The organism is Castellaniella sp. FW104-7C03 (assembly GCF_040276085.1).
In the GTDB taxonomy this organism is placed as follows: domain Bacteria; phylum Pseudomonadota; class Gammaproteobacteria; order Burkholderiales; family Burkholderiaceae_B; genus Castellaniella.
This window is the reverse complement of the sequence record NZ_JBELOK010000005.1, coordinates 105,147-122,728: the sequence shown is the minus strand read 5'-3', so window position 1 is coordinate 122,728 and position 17,582 is coordinate 105,147. Positions and strand designations below refer to the sequence as shown.

The following is a 17,582-nucleotide window of genomic DNA, read 5'->3' as shown; positions in this document are numbered from 1 at the left end:
CGCCAACCTACATGGCGGCACGGGCCGCCCATGGGTGCGCTGCGGCGCCTACCCGCGCCGCAGCGCACCCCGTATTGCGCCAGTGTCTGGCCCAGCGCCAGGTGTCGACGATGGTGGGTTCAACGAAGCCTTCGGACGCGATCTTGCCGCCCATCAGGACTTTTTCCGCCCGGGTTGCTTCCAGGTAAGTGCTGACCTTCTGGAAGTGCGCTTTCGATACCGGGGTGCCGCGTCTGACGTTTCGCATCGACGATTACGGCTCGGCATGAAATGAAAAAAGCCACTGGCAGAGTGGCTTCTGGGTGGGTGCTTCCGGTCAGGGCACGATATGGAAATCGATCACGATCTCGCCCGGATTGCGTGCCAGGTATTCAAACTCGATGTTTTCGCCAAAGTGGCCTTTGAGTTGCTGCAGCAAGGGCAGGGGGTCGTGGTCGTTGCAAAAGCGCATGGTTTCGCCGGGCTGCAGGGCCGACAGTGCGCCAAAAATGGCGGCATGGCGAAAACGCTTGGCGATGCCACGGGCGTCCAGGGGATAGGTGTTTTCGGCAAACATAGGGATAGCGTCAGAGGCCACGGTGCGTTTTCCTGCAAAGATATATGGGAGAGTCAGATTATAAAAACAGGCGGCTCTTCAAACAGGCAGGAACCCTATTCACTGCGCGGGATCCCCGGACGTTTGTGGGGAGGTTTCCCGGTGGCGCTCATCCCATTCTTTGACTGCGTCGCGCCACGCGCGTTTTTCTTCGGCGTAGGTGTCAAACACGCAAGGGCAGCAGCCATTGCCGCAGCATTCGTTCAGGTCGGGCTCGATCGGCTCGGCCGGGCGGGGGTCTGCGTCTGTGGGGATGGAGGTCATGCCCCCATTTTATGCCTTCACGCCATCCTTAGCTGCAGGATCGCCTGCCGGTAGCCGCTGGCGGGATAGACGGCCGGTATGGGCGGATGCTCGTCACTGGGTTGCAGCCTGGTGGTGGCAGACAGCAAAGTCTTGATCATGTGCTCAAGCTCCAGACGTGCCAGGGGTGCCCCAGGGCACACGTGGATACCAGCTCCATACAGCAGGTTAAGGGATGGGTCGCGATCCAGCCGAAACTCGTCCGGGTCGCCAAAGACCGCCTCGTCGCGATTGGCTGACGCCCAGATCAGGGTGACACGGTCTCCGGCTTGCAGCTGTTTGCCCGCCACCTGCACCGGGCAGCGTGGGGTGCGCCGGTTGGCAATCAGCGGCGCGTGGATGCGCAGGATCTCGTCGTTGGCGGCACGGATCAGGCCTGGGTCCTGGCGCAAGGTGTCTTGCAAGGCGGGGTGGGTGGCCAGATAGTAGGCGATGATGCCCACGCTGGAGGCCATGGTGCCCAGCTCGCCCACGGTCCAGTTGCGCAAGATGCTGACGATCTCGTCTTCGGTGGGATGACGGCCGTGGATGGTGGCCTGCATCAGGCGTGAGGTGGCGTCGTCCGGTACCTGGTCGCCCGCCTGGCGGCGCTCTTTGAGCAGGTCGCGGATGGTTTGGTCAAACTCGGTGGCGACGGCGGCAATGGCATGGGTGTCACCAGACAGGGTAGCCACGTTTTTCTTGTGTATCCACTGGCGCAAGGGCTCGTGCAGGCTGTCTGGCCAGCCCAGAAACGCGCATTGCATCCGCAGGGCAAAGGGATGGGCCAGGCCAAACATGATTTCTACACTGCTGTTGTGTGGCAGCGCCCCCACCAGGTCATCACAGATCGCTTGACACACCGGGGCAAATTCGGCCATGCGATCCGGCCCGAAGTATGGCTCGATCAGGGCCCGCCAGGCGGTGTGCTCGGGCGGATCCATGCTGTTGGGCACCGACACATGGCGTGAGGCCTGGCTGCTGAAAGTATCGTGATCCATCACGATACGCATCACATCGGCGTGGCGAAATACCGAGTGATGCAGGTAATCGCTGTGCGCCACCGGGCAGCGCTGGCGCATGTGGTCGTATGCGGCGATGGGATCAGCCAGTACTTCTGGAGAACGGGGATCCCAGTCTTGGTGTGAGCTCATGATGACCCTTGTGGGCCCGGCAGCCGGGCCGTGAAATCTGTTTCAGATGGTGATGGATCAAGGGTAAACCCTGAAGCGAGGAGAGCGTGCATGGTGATCCAATTTTTTCCTCAAGTCTTTGATCTAGCTCAATTTTGTGGTTCATCTTTGCGATATGCTGTGGTAGATCTGCCGCAAATTTCCTGGGTTTAAAGGGGTGCTCGCGGGCGTCAAGCGGGCCTTGCGAAAGTCTTGAAAATTCGCTAATCAGCCGCATATATCGGATATTGGGGCATAGGCCCCCTCCCAATACAGGGTTCCACTCATGCGATTCGACAAACTCACCACGAAGTTTCAGCAAGCGCTTGCCGATGCCCAAAGCCTGGCAGTGCGCAGTGACCATCCTTATATCGAAAACGCCCACCTGCTGTCGGCCCTGCTGGCCGACCAAGACAGCGGCACCGCCAGTTTGCTGGCCCGAGCCGGCGTAGCCGTGCCACGGCTGCAGTCCGAGCTTGAGCGCCAGATCAAGGCCATGCCCACCGTCGAAGGTGCAGAGGCCAATGTGCAAGCCAGCCGAGATCTGCAATCCGCCCTGGCGCGTACGGATAAAGAGGCCGGCCGGCGCGGCGATACCTACATTGCCAGCGAGCTCTATCTGTTGGCCATGGCCGACGATAAGGGCGAGGTTGGCCGTGCACTGCACGATGCCGGCCTGCAGCGCAAGGCCCTCGAGGCGGCCATCGAGGCCGTGCGGGGTGGCACCAATGTTACGGGCGCTGACGACGAAGACAACCGCCAGGCACTTAAGAAATACACGCTGGATCTCACCGCCCGTGCGCGTGAGGGCAAGCTCGACCCCGTCATTGGGCGCGATGATGAAATCCGTCGTACCATCCAGATTTTGCAGCGCCGCACCAAAAACAACCCCGTCCTTATCGGCGAGCCCGGTGTGGGCAAGACAGCCATCGTCGAAGGCCTGGCCCAACGTATCGTCAACGGCGAAGTGCCTGAAACCCTCAAGGGCAAGCGCATCCTGGCGCTGGATCTTGCCGGCTTGCTGGCCGGTGCCAAGTATCGGGGCGAATTCGAAGAGCGCCTCAAGGCAGTGCTTAAAGAACTGGCACAAGACTCCGGACAAACCATCGTCTTCATCGACGAGCTGCACACCATGGTGGGCGCCGGCAAAGCCGAAGGTGCCATGGATGCCGGCAATATGCTGAAACCGGCGCTCTCGCGTGGCGAACTCCATTGCGTGGGTGCAACTACCCTGGACGAATACCGCCAGTACATCGAAAAAGACGCCGCTCTCGAGCGCCGGTTCCAGAAGGTGCTGGTCGATGAGCCCAACGTCGAATCCACCATTGCGATCCTGCGCGGCCTGCAAGAACGCTACGAACTGCACCATGGTGTGCAGATCACCGACCCCGCCATTGTCGCTGCAGCAGAGCTCTCGCACCGCTACATCACCGACCGTTTCCTGCCCGACAAGGCCATCGACCTCATTGATGAGGCTGCTGCCCGCATCCGCATGGAGATCGATTCCAAGCCCGAAGTCATGGACAGGCTGGACCGCAGGATCATCCAGCTCAAGATCGAGCGCGAAGCCGTGCGCAAGGACACTGACGAAGCCTCCGAACGGCGCCTGAAAGCCATTGAAGAAGAACTCGAAACCCTGCAGCGCGAATACAACGACTACGAAGAAGTCTGGAAAGCCGAGAAAGCTGCTGTCCAGGGCTCTCAGGCCGTCAAAGAAGAAATCGAACAAGTCCGAGCCGAAATGGCCGAACTGCAGCGCAAAGGCCAATACGACAAACTCGCAGAGCTGCAATACGGCCGCCTGCCAGAGCTTGAAGCCCGCCTGCAGGCTGCCGAATCCTCTCCAAAAGATGCCGACGCCAGCAAACCCCGGCTCCTGCGCACCCAGGTAGGCGCCGAAGAAATCGCAGAAGTCGTCTCGCGCGCCACGGGCATCCCCGTCTCGCGCATGATGCAAGGCGAGCGTGCCAAACTGCTGGGCATGGAAGCCGTCCTGCACGAGCGCGTCGTGGGCCAGGACGAAGCCGTCCGGCTGGTGTCCGAAGCTATCCGCCGCTCGCGCGCTGGCCTCTCCGACCCCAGTCGTCCCTACGGCTCATTTTTGTTTCTGGGCCCCACCGGCGTGGGTAAAACCGAGCTCACCAAAGCGTTGGCGCGCTTCCTCTTTGATTCCGACAACCACCTTGTACGCATCGACATGAGTGAATTCATGGAAAAACACTCGGTTGCGCGCCTGATCGGTGCCCCCCCGGGGTACGTCGGTTACGAAGAAGGCGGCTACCTCACCGAAGCCGTACGCCGCAAACCCTATAGCGTTATCTTGCTCGACGAAGTCGAGAAAGCCCACCCCGACGTCTTCAACATCCTGCTCCAGGTACTGGATGATGGCCGCCTCACAGACGGCCAGGGACGCACCGTCGACTTTCGAAACACCGTCATCATCATGACCTCCAACATCGGCTCCCAGCACATCCAGAACATGGCCGACCAACCCTATGATGTCGTCAAAGAAGTTATCCGCGACGAACTCAAAACCGCTTTCCGCCCCGAGTTCCTAAACCGCATTGACGAAATCGTCGTCTTCCATGGCCTGGATGCCTCCCACATCGAGCCCATCGCCCGCATCCAGATCAAACGCCTGGCCGAACGCCTTGCTCAGCACGAAATGCGCCTGGAAATCAGCGACGATGCCATCAAGGAACTCGCTCGCGTCGGCTACGATCCCGTCTTCGGTGCCCGCCCGCTCAAACGGGCCATCCAGCAATACATCGAAAACCCTGTGGCCCGTCTGATCCTGGAAGGCACCTTCGGCCCCCGCGACGTCGTCCCCGTCGACTGGGATGGCGAGAAGTTCGTCTTCGAACGCACTCTTCAATAGGCCATAGTGGCACCAACACGCCACTCAACACTCGCAATCGAACAAAAGGGGCTTCGCACAATCCTTGCGCGAAGCCCCTTTTAACGTCGGCCCAGTTCAACCCAGCCCGGTACCCGCCCTACGGGAAATCAGCCTCTCGCCATCCGATCGTCGCATGCCGTCAATCGTGGAGCAGGGGGCTTGGGGGGCGCTGTTGGAGCCCATCCTCACCTCCATGGCGAAGCCGCCAAATTGCGACCTGCGCCCCCCAAGCCCCTTGCTCCGCGATGAGCTCCAAGTTAAAACCGACCACAAAACCAGCCCGAATGGCCCCCTCCAGGCCCCCTGCTCCGCGATGAGCGCCGAGTTTTAAACCTCCCCCAGCACAGCCCCCCAAAGCTCCCGAACCGCTTCCCGCTCCCGCACAAACTCTGTCATCGGCACCCGCGCCTTCTCCGCCCCCTGCAACCGCAACGCATGCTGCCGCCGCCGAAACACCCGGTACGCATCCGCCACATCCGCCGCCAGCAACCCCGAGATCAGCCCTGCCTGTGCCGCCAACCCCAACAGCGCAATATTTCCCAAATTGCCCAGAAGCTCAGGATGCGCGCCCGCCTGGCTCAGCACCAGGAACTGGGTGATGAACTCAATATCCACCATCCCCCCCCGGTCGTGCTTCAGATCGAACTCTCCACTGCGGTTCGGATGCCCCTGAGAAATCTTCTCCCGCATCGCCAGCACATCCCGACGCAAAGCCTCCGGATCCCGGGGCAACAACAAAATCCGCTGCCGGATATCGTCAAAGCGCTGCCCGATAGCCGCATCGCCCGCCACAAAACGGGCCCGCGTCAGCGCCTGATGCTCCCAGGGCCACGCCTGGTTCAGCTGGTAATGCTCAAATGCGTCAATCGGCAAAGCCAGCAGGCCGGCGTCTCCATCCGGGCGCAGGCGTAAATCAATCTCGTACAGCCGGCCCGAAGACGTCAATGTTGATAACCACGAAGCAATCCGCCGCCCCAGCTTCGCATATCGCTCGCTCGCCTCCTGATCTGGATCGTCGTACAGAAAAACAAGATCCAGATCCGAGGCGTAGCCAATTTCCTTGCCTCCCAGCTTGCCATACGCGATGATCGCAAAATGCGGCGTGCCCGGGTTTGCCCGGCGGTCTCGCGGCAACACCTGTGGCCACACCCGATGGATTGCCTCCGCCAGCATCAGATCAGCCAGTGCGGATAAATGGTCTGCCAGGCTTTCCACGCTTACTACATTTTCCAGGTCCTGCGCCAGCAGCTGGAAGGTTACCTGGTGCTGAACATCCCGCATCAGATTCATCTGCTGCTCGATATCCGGCTGCCCGTCAGGCAGCAGGCAGGCATCCAGGTCGCTGCGCAACTGTTGCGCCAGCGCCGGGAAATCCGGGGCTTCCATCAAGCTGCGCCATTCGATCAAGCTGTCAAGCAACAGCGGATAGCGGCTCAGAAATTGCGATGCCCAAGGACTGGCGCTGATCAGGCGCGCGACACGTGCCAGGGTCTCCGGATACTCGGCCAGCAAGGCCAGATAGGCGCTGCGCTGTGCAATTTGCTCTACCAGACCCAGCAGGCGCAATAACGTGGTTTGGGGGTCTTGTGTATTGGCTGCCGCCTGGCTTAAGCCCGGCAGCAGCGCGTGCAGGCGCTGCAGGCTGGTGCGTGGCAGGCTCTGGATGCGGTGGCTGTCCAGCAGGGCGTCAATCTGCTTTTGCATCTCGTCCGCCTGTGTGTCGCTAAGCCCTGTCGGGCGTATGCCGTCAGATTCGACAGAGGCTTCTTCGGGGGTGGATTCATCTCCCATGCCGGCGATACGAAACGCATTTTGAAAGCACTCCGACACGATGCGCCGGTGCTCGCCCAGCGTGGTCTGAAAATGCGTCACATCGGGATGCCCCAATGTGCTTGCCAGTGCGGCCAGTTGGTCCGGCTGGTGTGGCAGCAAGTGGGTTTGTTCGTCTTCACGATATTGAAGCACGTGTTCAAGCCGACGCAGGTAGCCGTAGGCGGCCTCCAGGCCTTGGGCCTGCTGGTCGTTCAAAATGCCTGCACGGTGCTGTTTGTGCAAGGCGGCCAGCAGGTTGCGCTGCTGTAGCGAGGGCTGTCGGCCCCCGCGGATCAACTGGTTCAGTTGCACCACAAACTCAATCTCGCGGATGCCTCCTTCGCCCAGTTTGATATTGTGCTGTGTGTCTACGCCGTGCCGTGCCTGCGCCCGGCGCTGCCAATCAGTGCGGATGCGCTCACGCAGCTTGCGCAAGGATGCCAGTGCATCAAAATCAAAATACTTGCGGTACACGAACGGGCGGCGCAGCGACTCCAGTGTTTGTGTGTGGCTCGTCCAGGTGGCTTCATCAAAAATAGGGCAGGGGATTGCCCGTGCCTTTAGCCAGGCGTAGCGCTCCCATTCGCGCCCTTGGGCTACCAGATAAGTTTCCAGTGCGGCAAAACTCCAGGCCAGGGGGCCTGCATCACCATCGGGGCGCAGGCGCAAGTCCGTGCGAAACACATAGCCGTCGGCGTCCTGCTCGGAGAGCATGGGCATCATCAGGCGACACACCTTGGCGTAGAACTCGTGGTGGCTGATGGGGCGGCGCCCATCGGTTTCACCTTCTTCGTCGTACAGCATGATGAGGTCGATGTCCGAGGACACATTAAGCTCTTTGCCCCCCAGCTTGCCCATGCCCAGGATCAGCATGTCTTGTGGCGTGCCAGTTTCTGGGTGGCGCGGGGTGCCGTGCACGGCCATCAGGGTGCGCATGGCGCAGGCATATGCTTGCCCGATTGACAGGTCTGCCAGGGCTGACATGGCCGCAACCACTTCATGCAAGGGGGCCGTGCCTGCAATATCGCGTACCATCAGGGTGTAGAACACCCGTTGGCGGACGTGTCTCAGGATGCGCTGCAACGCTGGACGATCGGGCGCAGACTGCGCGCCGAGCGCTTCTTCGAACCATGCCTGGAGTGTTTTGCGGCCGACGGCACCTGCGCAATCCTGCAGCAGTCGTGTCTCGGCGTCCGGGTGCGCCATCAACTGGCGCCGCAAGGCGCCAGACCACAGCAGGGCGGGCTTTAATATAATGGCTTCAGACATCGGGTCCATCGCGGGTTGGGTGGGCGGGCCCTGACAGGGCCAAGCCCGCAGGGGGCTTTAACATACTGCAAAATCTGGCATGCGCCAATTCTTATCAAAGCTTACCTGGCACACTCACCGATGGCTGATCACGCTGCTGGTTGGTTTGTATTTTGTGCTGGGCCTGTTTCTTCTGGCGGGCCGCTACTGGGTAGCGCCCCACATCGATAACTGGCGCCCGCAGATTGCCCAGCGGTTGTCGCATATGCTGGGCGAAACCGTCACGCTGGGCTCCGTCCAGATCTCCTGGCAGGGCTGGCGCCCTCAGTTCAATTTGCGCGATATCCAGATTCTGGCGCAAGACGGCCGCCTGCTGATGTCCGTGCCCCGCGTGGATGCGCAGCTGGATTGGACAGCGCTGCTGCCCGGGCATACGGGTGCCCTGCGGCTTCTGGTGCAGGGCATGGATCTTGACGTCGCACGCACGCACATCGGCCAGCTGCAGGTGCTTGGTCAGTCTTTTTCGCTTGATTCCACCGAGCGAACCGGGCAGGTACCCACCTGGCTGGGCTGGGTGCTGGCACAACCACGGATCGAGTTTCGCGACCTGGGTATCACCTGGCGCGACCAACTGCGCGCAGCGCCTGAACTTCACCTCTCTGACGTGCATGCGCTGTTGCGCCAGCAAGAAGGTGGCCTGGGGATTTCGCTGTCGGCCAAAGCCCCTGAAGTCGGTGAAGGCCAGTTGGCCATTCGCGCCCAGCTGGCCGACGCACAGGCCCTGTCCAAGGGATACGCAGGGTCAACATGGCGGTCGTGGTTGCAATTATCCGATGTCTCGGTGGATCGTTGGCGCCAGTGGCTTGAAATCCCGTCAGCCATGCAGCAGGGGCAGATGGATGCGCAAATCTGGGTGCAATCTGCCCCGGATGGCCCGCGCCTGACGGCCCTGCTGGGTGTGCAAGGATTCCGGTGGCAAGCAGGTGCTCGGGATACCTTCAACGTACCCCAGGCCCAGGCCTGGTTGCAAGGCCGCCTTGGCCAGTGGCAGGCGCTCTCGCGTGGGCAAAACGCTGGGCCGGCAGGCCTGGCCTTTGATGTCCGTTCGCAGGGCACCTATCTGGTTCAACCCGACTGGTTCGATGCGCCGCTTGCCCTGGGCGTATTGGCCGCCCGCGGTTCGGTGCGTCACGACACTGCCTGGTCGGTTCAGATTGACCAGTTCAACTGGCAAAACAACGATATCACCATGCAGGCGGCGGGCAACTGGGCGCAGCGAGGATTGGCCGGCCTGGCAGATTTCAAGGGCACCATCCAGCAGGCCAGGCTCAATGCGATTCACCGCTATTTGCCGCGTGAAGTCAATGAAGATGCCCGCACCTGGCTGGCTCGGGGCTTGCAGGCTGGCGTGCTCAAGCAAGGGCACTGGTTGCTGAAAGGCGATCTCTCCCGGTTTCCGTTTGGCGACCAACCCGATGCAGGGGATTTCCAGGTAGCGGGCAATTTTCAGGGTGCCCAGATCGAGTTTGTGCCGGACGCGCCCAAAGATCGTGCCTGGCCTTTGTTGCATCTGGCAGAGGGCGCCGTGGATCTTCGGCGCATGGATCTGCAGCTCCAGGCAAGTACGGCCACGATGCAGCCGGAGCCAGACAAAACCATCCATCTGAGCGGCCTGCGGGCCCGGATTCCGGATCTCGAAAACGATGCCACGCTGACTGTTTCGGGACACACCGAGGCCGATGGTGACGTCTATATGGATCTGATTCAGCATTCGCCGTTGTCCAGGATGCTGGATGAAGTCTTTGACGAGGCCACCGCCACTGGCCAGTGGAAAATGCCCTTGTCCCTGAAAATACCGCTGCTGCATGTCGATGACAGTCGGGTGCAGGGGCGTATCGATGTCGATCAGGCCAGCTTGCAGTTTTTGCCACAGGCGCCGGTATTCGAGCATCTGTCAGGCCAGATCCACTTCAACGAGCACGGTGTGCAACTGGCCCAGCCGCTGAAAGGCCGGCTGCTAGGGGGCGCCCTGACAGTACAAGGTACCTTGCAAGGCGGTCACGAAGCCCAGGATGGCTTGCATTTCCAGGGGCATGTAACCGCCGGCGCCCTGGCGAAATTTGTCGGTGTGCCCGGTATGCAGCGGCTTTCGGGCAAGCTGGCGTATCGCGCGCAATTGCGCCGTGAGAAAAGCGACTATACCCTGCAGCTGGATTCCGACACTCAGGGCCTGGCGCTTGATTTTCCGGCGCCGCTGGCCAAACCTGCCTCACAGCCCCGTAGCCTGCATGTGCGCTGGACGGATGCGGACCCTCACGACGATATGCTCGAGGTGCGCCTGGGCGATGCGGTACGGGTACAGATGCGGCACCGGCGCAATCAACGCCAGGGTCCGTATTTTCAGCAGGTGCTGGTGGGTGTGGGAGAAGCCGCAGATGACCAGATGCCGGGCATGCGCATTGCCTTCAAACATCCTCTGCTGGATCTCGACCTCTGGAACCGCATCGTCGACGAGTTTTCTATTCCTCGCCGTGGCCGTTCAGCTGCAAAAGCCGGGCCCAGGCCCTTATGGCCTGATCTCTCCCTTCTGGCTGTTCAGGCCGAGCAGCTGCGGCTTTTCTCCACGCGCCTGGATCAGGCTGTCCTGCGTGTCACGCGCACGCCTGAAGATCAGTGGTCGATGAACCTGCGCTCCAAGCAAACAGCAGGGACAGTCAAATGGCGTGAACTCGATGGCCGCGTACAGGGTGCCGTGTCCGCCCGATTTGCGCGCCTGAGCCTGGGCGACGATGCCCGTGACAAGAGCTCGTTGCTACCGGATGTGCAGGACACTGAAGACCAGCCGTTGGACAACGACTTCGAAATTCCAGGGCTGGTTCTGCAGGCTGATGAGTTCTTGCTGTATGGCCGCAGCCTTGGCGCGCTGCGGCTGGATGGCGTGCGCGAAGAGGCAGGCAAGGCCTGGCGCCTGAAGCGCTTGCAAATTGGCAATGAAAACGCGCAACTCAAGGGTACCGGCATGTGGCGCTTGCGTGGTGCCGATCACGGTCTGCACCTGAAGGCTTTGGTGAAAACGCAGGATTTGGGTGCCTGGCTTGATGCCGCCGGCTGGCCTGGCTTGCTGGCAGGCGGACAGGGAACCCTGGACGGCCAGTTCTTCTGGCGCAACCTCCCCTGGCGCAAAGACAAGGCCGACCTGCAAGGGGTTGTCCAGGTATCCCTCGATAAGGGCCGTTTGCTCAGCGTAGGCTCCAAATCGGCCAAGTTGCTGGAGCTTTTATCCCTGCAATCGATCATGCGCCTGAACCGTCTGGATCAGGGGCTTACCGGCTTGCCCAAGGACGGCTTCCCGTTTGACAGTCTGCGCGGCACACTGCGCCTGGATGGCGGGGTGGCCCGGATACAGGATTACAAGGTGATCGGGCCGGCCGGTACTGCCCTGCTGGATGGCCATACCAACATCATCAACGAGTCGCTTGATCTTCAGGCCGTTATGGTGCCCAACCTGGATGTCAGTGGTGCTGCCCTGGCGGCGGGGATTGCCATCAACCCCTTGGTGGGGCTGGGGGCCTTTATTACCCAATGGTTGCTCAAGACGCCATTGGCCAAGGCCATGACCGTGCGCTATCACGTCACCGGTACCTGGGATGATCTTGTTATTAAAGAAATGCCTGTCAACGCAACTGCACAGTCTTCAGATGCAGGCTCGTCTCCGTCGCCGAAATCCCCTTGATCAGGCGGATGCGCTCCAGCGCATCCGACAAATGGGCAAAATTACTGACGCGTAACTCGGCCAGCATATCCCAGCGGCCATTGGTGTCATGCAATGCCCATACGGCGGGTTCGCCCGATAGCGCATGCACGATGCGGGAGGTTTCGTGGCCCTCGATGGCGATGCTCATCCAGGCGGTGACTTCCTGCCCCTGGGGTTCGGCCTGCACCCTGACGGTGTAGCCCAGGATCTGGCGGTTGCGTTCCATGCGTTTGATGCGGTTGCAGATCGTGCCGCGCGATACCTTGAGTTTTTTAGCCAGAGTGGCTGCAGAGATGCGGGCATCGGCGCGCAGGTAGGCAAGAATTTCGTGGTCGAGAGAATCCATATGGACGGTATCCTGACGTTTCGCTAATCTGGATGTGTAAATTGTACAAAATATTAGCCATTATTGTTAATTTTTGACACTATGAATTGATCAGACGATTGAGAATAATAAAGACAGTCTAGACGGGATCGTTATAGTTCATCAGGAGACACACCATGACATGGATGCTGACCACCACCGATGTCGCCATGCTGGTCAACCGCATGGGGATTGCCAAGGCCCTGGCGGTCTTGGCCCAATATGTTCAGGATGATTTTCTACGTTGGGAGTCGTTCGAAAAAACGCCACGGCTGTCCAGCCATTCGGCGGTTGGCGTGATCGAACTCATGCCCACCACAGACACTGAACGCTATTCATTTAAGTTCGTCAACGGACACCCCGCCAACCCGCGCCAGGGCTTGCCCACCGTGATGGCTTTTGGCGCCTTGGCGGACGTCAGCACGGGCATGCCGTTGCTGCTGAGCGAACTGACCTTAACCACGGCTTTGCGTACTGCCGCCACCTCGGTGGTGGCGGCGCGCGTATTGGCGCGCCCGGGGGCGCACACCATGGCCCTGATCGGCAACGGCGCGCAAAGCGAGTTTCAGGCGCTGGCGTTTCACCATATGCTGGGTATCGACACGTTATTTGTCTACGACATAGACCCGCGCGCCAGCCAGAAGCTGATCAAGAACCTATCGGTTTGTCCGGGCCTGGACGTGCATCTGGCCACCAGTGTGGCCCAGGCCACGGCCAGAGCCGACATCATCACCACGGTTACGGCGGATAAGACCAATGCCCTGATTCTGACCCCCGGGATGGTACGTCCGGGCGTGCACCTGAATGCCGTGGGCGGCGATTGTCCGGGTAAGACAGAGCTTCACCCCGATATTCTCCAGGGGGCCAGCACCTTTATCGAGTTTGAACCGCAGTCCCGTATCGAGGGTGAAATCCAGCAGATGCCTGCTGATTATGGCGTGGTTCCCCTCTGGGAAGTCCTGGCTGGCCATCGGCCAGGCCGCCAGGCCAACGACGAAATCACCGTGTTTGATTCAGTAGGGTTTGCACTTGAGGATTTTTCTGCCCTGCGTTTTCTTTGGGATCAATCACGTGCGCTGCACATTGGCCAGGCACTGGAGCTTGTCCCCGAGGGTAATCCTAAAAATCTGTTTGGTGCGATGCGGCGCCTGGGTGCGGCGGATGGTGCCACGGGCGTTGGACAGAAAACCACGCGCTCGCGCCAGGACACGCAGTATGTTTAAACTGCGTTGCAGGTGTTTTATGTCGCAGTGCGTCGCGTGGCAGCAAGCACAAAAGGACAGGCCATGACCAAAAAAACAGTTGCCCTGATTGGTGTCCCCACGGATGTGGGGGCCGGGGTGCGGGGCGCCTCGATGGGGCCGGAGGCCCTGCGCGTGGCGGGCCTTGCCCGGGCATTGTCTCGCCAGGGGCTGGACGTGCTGGATACCGGTAACCTGGCCGGCCCGGTTAATCCCTGGCAGGCCCCCGTGCAAGGTTATCGTCATCTGCCTGAGGTTGTTCAATGGAACCAAACCCTGTTTGATGCAGTGTCGATCCAATTGCGCGCCCAGCGGCTGCCCCTGATGTTGGGCGGTGACCACAGCCTGGGGGTGGGGTCTGTTGGGGCGGTTGCGCGGTATTGCCGTCAACAAGGGCGTCCGTTGCGCGTGTTCTGGCTGGATGCCCATACCGATTTCAATACGGCAACACTGACGCCCAGCGGTAACGTGCATGGCATGCCGGTAGCTTGTCTATGCGGTTTTGGCCCCGATGCCCTCGTTGATCTGGGGGGCAGCGGCGCTGCGTTGGGTGTGGCAGACTTGCGCATGATCGGTATCCGCAGCGTGGATCATCAAGAGCGGTTGTTTGTGCATGAACAAAAGCTCGATGTCTACGACATGCGCACCATCGACGAACTGGGTATGCGGGCGGTGATGCAGGCGGCCTTGGCCGATTTGCCAGACGACGCACATATCCATGTCAGTTTTGATGTGGATTTTCTGGATCCTCGCGATGCGCCGGGGGTTGGCACCACGGTGCAGGGTGGGCCCACCTGGCGCGAGGCTCAGCTGTGCATGGAAATGCTGGCCGATACCGGGCGGGTGGGCTCGCTGGATATTGTCGAGCTTAATCCGGCCCTGGATGTGCGCAACAGCACCGCCAAAGTGGCGGTGCAAATGGTTGAAAGTCTGTTTGGCAAAAGCACGCTGGTGCGTGGGGCTCGCTGATGGTCTGGGGCAACACCGGTAGCCAGATCAAAAGGCTGTGCCATAAAAAAAAGCTCCCGAGGGAGCTTTTTTCACGGATGCAGTGACATCTGTGGCAAATACATCAGTACACCCCTTGGCAGAGCATGGCGTCAGCCACTTTGACAAAGCCGGCGATGTTGGCGCCATTGAGGTAATTGGTTGTACCGTTGTCGGTGCCATAGTGCACGCAGTTGCGATGGATGTCGCGCATGATGTCGTGCAGCTTGGTGTCCACTTGCTCGCGGGTCCAGTGCAGCCGTTGTGCGTTTTGGCTCATTTCGAGGCCGGATACGGCTACCCCACCTGCGTTGCTGGCTTTGCCTGGCGCGTACAGCACGTCTGCCGCGATGAAGGCTTCTGCTGCTTCGATGGATGAGGGCATATTGGCGCCTTCGGCCACGCATTTCACGCCATTGGCGATCAGGGTGCGGGCGTCATCGATCTCTAGCTCGTTTTGTGTGGCGCAGGGCAAGGCAACGTCTACCGGCACGTGCCAGGGGCGTTTGCCATCCTGGTAGGTAAGGCCAAATTGCTTGGCGTATTCTTCGATGCAGCCGCGTTGCTCGTTTTTGAGCTGAATCAATGCGGCGAGCTTCTCGGGGGTAAAACCAGCTGGATCCACCACGCAGCCGTGGGAGTCGGACACCGTGATGACGCGGGCACCCAGCTGCATGCATTTTTCGATAGCGTATTGCGCGACGTTGCCAGAGCCCGACACCGCCACGGTGTAGCCTTCGAGCGACTGGCCTACGTGCTTGAGCATTTCTTCAGCGAAGTACACCACACCGTAGCCGGTGGCTTCGGGGCGAATCAGGCTGCCGCCAAAGGACAGGCCCTTGCCGGTAAAGACACTGCCGGTTTGGTTGGAGAGCTTTTTCATCATGCCGGCCATGAAGCCGACTTCGCGGCCGCCTACGCCAATGTCGCCTGCCGGCACATCGGTATCGGGGCCCAGGTGACGATAGAGCTCGATCATCAGCGCCTGACAAAAACGCATCACTTCGGCGTCGGACTTGCCTTTGGGGTCAAAGTCGGATCCGCCTTTCCCGCTGCCCATGGGCAGGGTGGTGAGGGCATTTTTAAAGGTTTGCTCGAATGCCAGGAACTTGAGGATGGAGAGGTTGACCGAAGGGTGGAACCGCATCCCGCCCTTGTAGGGGCCGATGGCAGAGCTGTGCTGAATACGAAAGCCACGATTGACGCGGATGTGACCAGTGTCGTCCATCCAGCAGATCCGGAACTGAATGGCGCGTTCGGGTTCGACGATGCGTTCAAGCAAGGCCTGGCTGGCATAGCGTGGATTTTTTTCGATGAACGGCCACAAACTGTGCATGACCTCTTTGACAGCCTGCATGAATTCGGGCTGGTGAGGATCGCGTGCCTGTAGTTGTAAAAGAAACTGTTCGACGGAAGGAAGACTCATGAAAGATGCTCGCTTATTTCTTCATCATGTCAAAAAATTCGGCGTTGTTTTTGGTGGCCCGGATTTTGTCCAGGATGAATTCCATGGCGTCCACTTCATCCATGTCGTGGATAAATTTGCGCAGCACCCAAACCTTTTGTAAAAGTTCGGGCTTGATCAGGAGCTCTTCGCGACGTGTGCCGGATTTGTTCAGGTTGATGGCCGGATAAATACGCTTCTCGGCCAATCGGCGTTCGAGGTGCACTTCGGAGTTACCGGTGCCCTTGAATTCTTCGTAAATCACTTCGTCCATGCGGCTGCCGGTTTCAATCAGGGCAGTGCCGATGATGGTAAGGGAGCCGCCTTCTTCGAGATTGCGGGCCGCGCCAAAGAAGCGCTTGGGCCGCTGCAATGCGTTGGCATCGACACCACCGGTAAGCACCTTGCCTGAGGCAGGGACAACTGTGTTGTAGGCGCGGGCCAGGCGCGTAATCGAATCCAGCAAAATGACCACATCTTTTTTGAGTTCGACGAGTCGTTTGGCTTTCTCGATCACCATCTCGGCCACTTGTACGTGCCGGGTGGCGGGCTCGTCGAAGGTGGAGGCCACAACTTCACCGCGCACGGTGCGTTGCATCTCGGTGACTTCTTCGGGACGCTCGTCGACCAGCATCACGATCATCACCGCTTCCGGATAGTTGTTGGTGATGGCGTGGGCGATATGCTGCATCAACACCGTTTTGCCGGATTTTGGGCTGGCAACGATCAGGGCGCGCTGACCTTTGCCGATCGGGGCAAAGATATCCATGATGCGCCCGGTGATGTTTTCTTTGCTCTTGATGTCGCGCTCGAGCACCATGGGCTCATCGGGGTGCAGCGGCGTCAGGTTCTCGAACATGATCCGGTGCTTGATGGCCTCGGGTTGCATGCCATTGACCTTGTCCACCTTGACCAGGGCAAAGTAGCGCTCGCCGTCTTTGGGTGTGCGGACTTCGCCTTCGATGGAGTCGCCCGTATGCAGGTTGAATCGGCGGATCTGAGACGGCGAGATATAGATGTCGTCAGTGCTGGCCAGATACGAGGTGTCGGGTGAGCGCAGGAAGCCGAACCCGTCGGGTAGCACTTCGAGCACGCCATCACCAAAGATTTGCTCGCCTTGTTTGGCGCGCCGTTTCATGATGGCGAACATCAGTTCTTGTTTGCGCAGTCGGCTGGCGTTGTCGATCTCGAGACCGGCGGCCATGTCGAGCAACTGCGAAACGTGCAGCGCTTTGAGTTCGTTCAGATGCATGGGGAAGAAGAGAAAGGTAGAGTCGTTGGACCCGTTACGAGCCCGGAAATGGGCTCGCAGGCACTGGCGTGCGGGATGGGTCGGGGTGAAAAGGAGTTAGAGGGCTTCGTCGAGAAAAGCCTGCAACTGTGTACGTGACAGCGCGCCCACCTTGGTGGTGGCAACCTTGCCGTCTTTGAAGAGCATCAGTGTGGGAATGCCACGGATGCCGTATTGGGCTGCGCTGTTGGGGTTTTCGTCGACGTTAAGCTTGGCGATCTTTAGCCGGCCCTGGTATTGGGCTGCGGCTTCGTCGAGCAGGGGGGCCACCATTTTGCAGGGGCCGCACCATTCTGCCCAGTAATCGACCAGGACGGGAAGTTCGGATTGGAGCACGTCAGCCTGGAATGACGCATCGCTTACGTGCTGGATGGAGTCGCTCATGGTGTGCGGTAGGGTCGCAGTTGCTGGATAAGGGAATAAGCCGGGCAGGACGTTGTGCCGGCGCTTGAATAAGGGCGCGACAAGCCCGATATCACTAAGCATACCATTA

General features: G+C 60.0%; 13 protein-coding genes. 4 read left to right on the top strand and 9 right to left on the bottom strand.

What is annotated here, in order from left to right; all coding sequences use genetic code 11:
- Window positions 1–7: 7 nt before the first annotated feature.
- The 4 genes from ABS758_RS07655 to ABS758_RS07640 all read right to left on the bottom strand — a co-directional run bounded on the left by ABS758_RS07655 (window position 8) and on the right by ABS758_RS07640 (window position 2,031).
- Entirely contained in the window at window positions 8–247 is a 240-nt protein-coding gene (locus tag ABS758_RS07655) for a hypothetical protein (protein ID WP_350381603.1), read from the bottom strand.
- Between the two features lie 69 nt (window positions 248–316).
- Window positions 317–556, bottom strand: coding sequence for a DUF2249 domain-containing protein (locus ABS758_RS07650; protein WP_350381751.1), 240 nt, complete (start codon window positions 554–556; stop codon window positions 317–319).
- A gap of 99 nt (window positions 557–655) precedes the next feature.
- Entirely contained in the window at window positions 656–859 is a 204-nt protein-coding gene (locus tag ABS758_RS07645; RefSeq protein WP_350381605.1) for an oxidoreductase-like domain-containing protein, read from the bottom strand.
- 17 nt (window positions 860–876) lie between these two features.
- On the bottom strand, window positions 877–2,031 hold the full coding sequence (locus ABS758_RS07640) for a cytochrome P450 (protein WP_350381607.1): 1,155 nt from the start codon (window positions 2,029–2,031) through the stop codon (window positions 877–879).
- A 304-nt stretch (window positions 2,032–2,335) separates the two neighbouring features.
- On the opposite strand from ABS758_RS07640, the gene clpB reads away from it, so the two are divergent.
- Entirely contained in the window at window positions 2,336–4,927 is a 2,592-nt protein-coding gene (gene clpB / locus ABS758_RS07635) for an ATP-dependent chaperone ClpB (protein WP_350381609.1), read from the top strand.
- 348 nt (window positions 4,928–5,275) lie between these two features.
- Here the strand turns inward: clpB and glnE are convergent, their stop codons facing one another.
- Window positions 5,276–8,029 (bottom strand): bifunctional [glutamate--ammonia ligase]-adenylyl-L-tyrosine phosphorylase/[glutamate--ammonia-ligase] adenylyltransferase, encoded by a 2,754-nt coding sequence (gene glnE, locus ABS758_RS07630; protein WP_350381611.1) that lies wholly within the window; start codon window positions 8,027–8,029, stop codon window positions 5,276–5,278.
- Window positions 8,030–8,108: 79 nt separating this feature from the next.
- Here glnE and ABS758_RS07625 point away from each other — a divergent pair, with 79 nt between their 5' ends.
- Window positions 8,109–11,741, top strand: a complete 3,633-nt coding sequence (locus ABS758_RS07625) for a YhdP family protein (RefSeq protein ID WP_350381613.1) — start codon at window positions 8,109–8,111, stop codon at window positions 11,739–11,741.
- On the opposite strand, the gene ABS758_RS07620 is transcribed toward ABS758_RS07625, so the two are convergent.
- A complete protein-coding gene (locus ABS758_RS07620; RefSeq protein ID WP_350381615.1) occupies window positions 11,683–12,108 on the bottom strand; it encodes an Lrp/AsnC family transcriptional regulator in 426 nt (141 codons plus the stop codon). The two genes, ABS758_RS07625 and ABS758_RS07620, sit on opposite strands and share 59 nt — an antisense overlap.
- Before the next feature lie 155 nt (window positions 12,109–12,263).
- Here ABS758_RS07620 and ocd point away from each other — a divergent pair, with 155 nt between their 5' ends.
- Both ocd and rocF read left to right on the top strand, forming a co-directional pair.
- Window positions 12,264–13,349 carry an ornithine cyclodeaminase gene (gene ocd / locus ABS758_RS07615; RefSeq protein WP_350381617.1) on the top strand — a complete coding sequence of 362 codons (1,086 nt, stop codon included), beginning with the start codon at window positions 12,264–12,266 and terminating at the stop codon, window positions 13,347–13,349.
- A gap of 63 nt (window positions 13,350–13,412) precedes the next feature.
- Window positions 13,413–14,336 (top strand): arginase, encoded by a 924-nt coding sequence (gene rocF, locus ABS758_RS07610; RefSeq protein ID WP_350381619.1) that lies wholly within the window; start codon window positions 13,413–13,415, stop codon window positions 14,334–14,336.
- A 103-nt stretch (window positions 14,337–14,439) separates the two neighbouring features.
- Here the strand turns inward: rocF and gdhA are convergent, their stop codons facing one another.
- The 3 genes from gdhA to trxA form a co-directional block, all read right to left on the bottom strand.
- Window positions 14,440–15,780, bottom strand: a complete 1,341-nt coding sequence (gene gdhA / locus ABS758_RS07605; RefSeq protein WP_350381621.1) for an NADP-specific glutamate dehydrogenase — start codon at window positions 15,778–15,780, stop codon at window positions 14,440–14,442.
- Between the two features lie 13 nt (window positions 15,781–15,793).
- A complete protein-coding gene (gene rho / locus ABS758_RS07600) occupies window positions 15,794–17,050 on the bottom strand; it encodes a transcription termination factor Rho (RefSeq protein ID WP_350381623.1) in 1,257 nt (418 codons plus the stop codon).
- Between the two features lie 96 nt (window positions 17,051–17,146).
- A complete protein-coding gene (trxA, locus tag ABS758_RS07595) occupies window positions 17,147–17,473 on the bottom strand; it encodes a thioredoxin TrxA (protein ID WP_350381625.1) in 327 nt (108 codons plus the stop codon).
- Window positions 17,474–17,582: the final 109 nt, after the last annotated feature.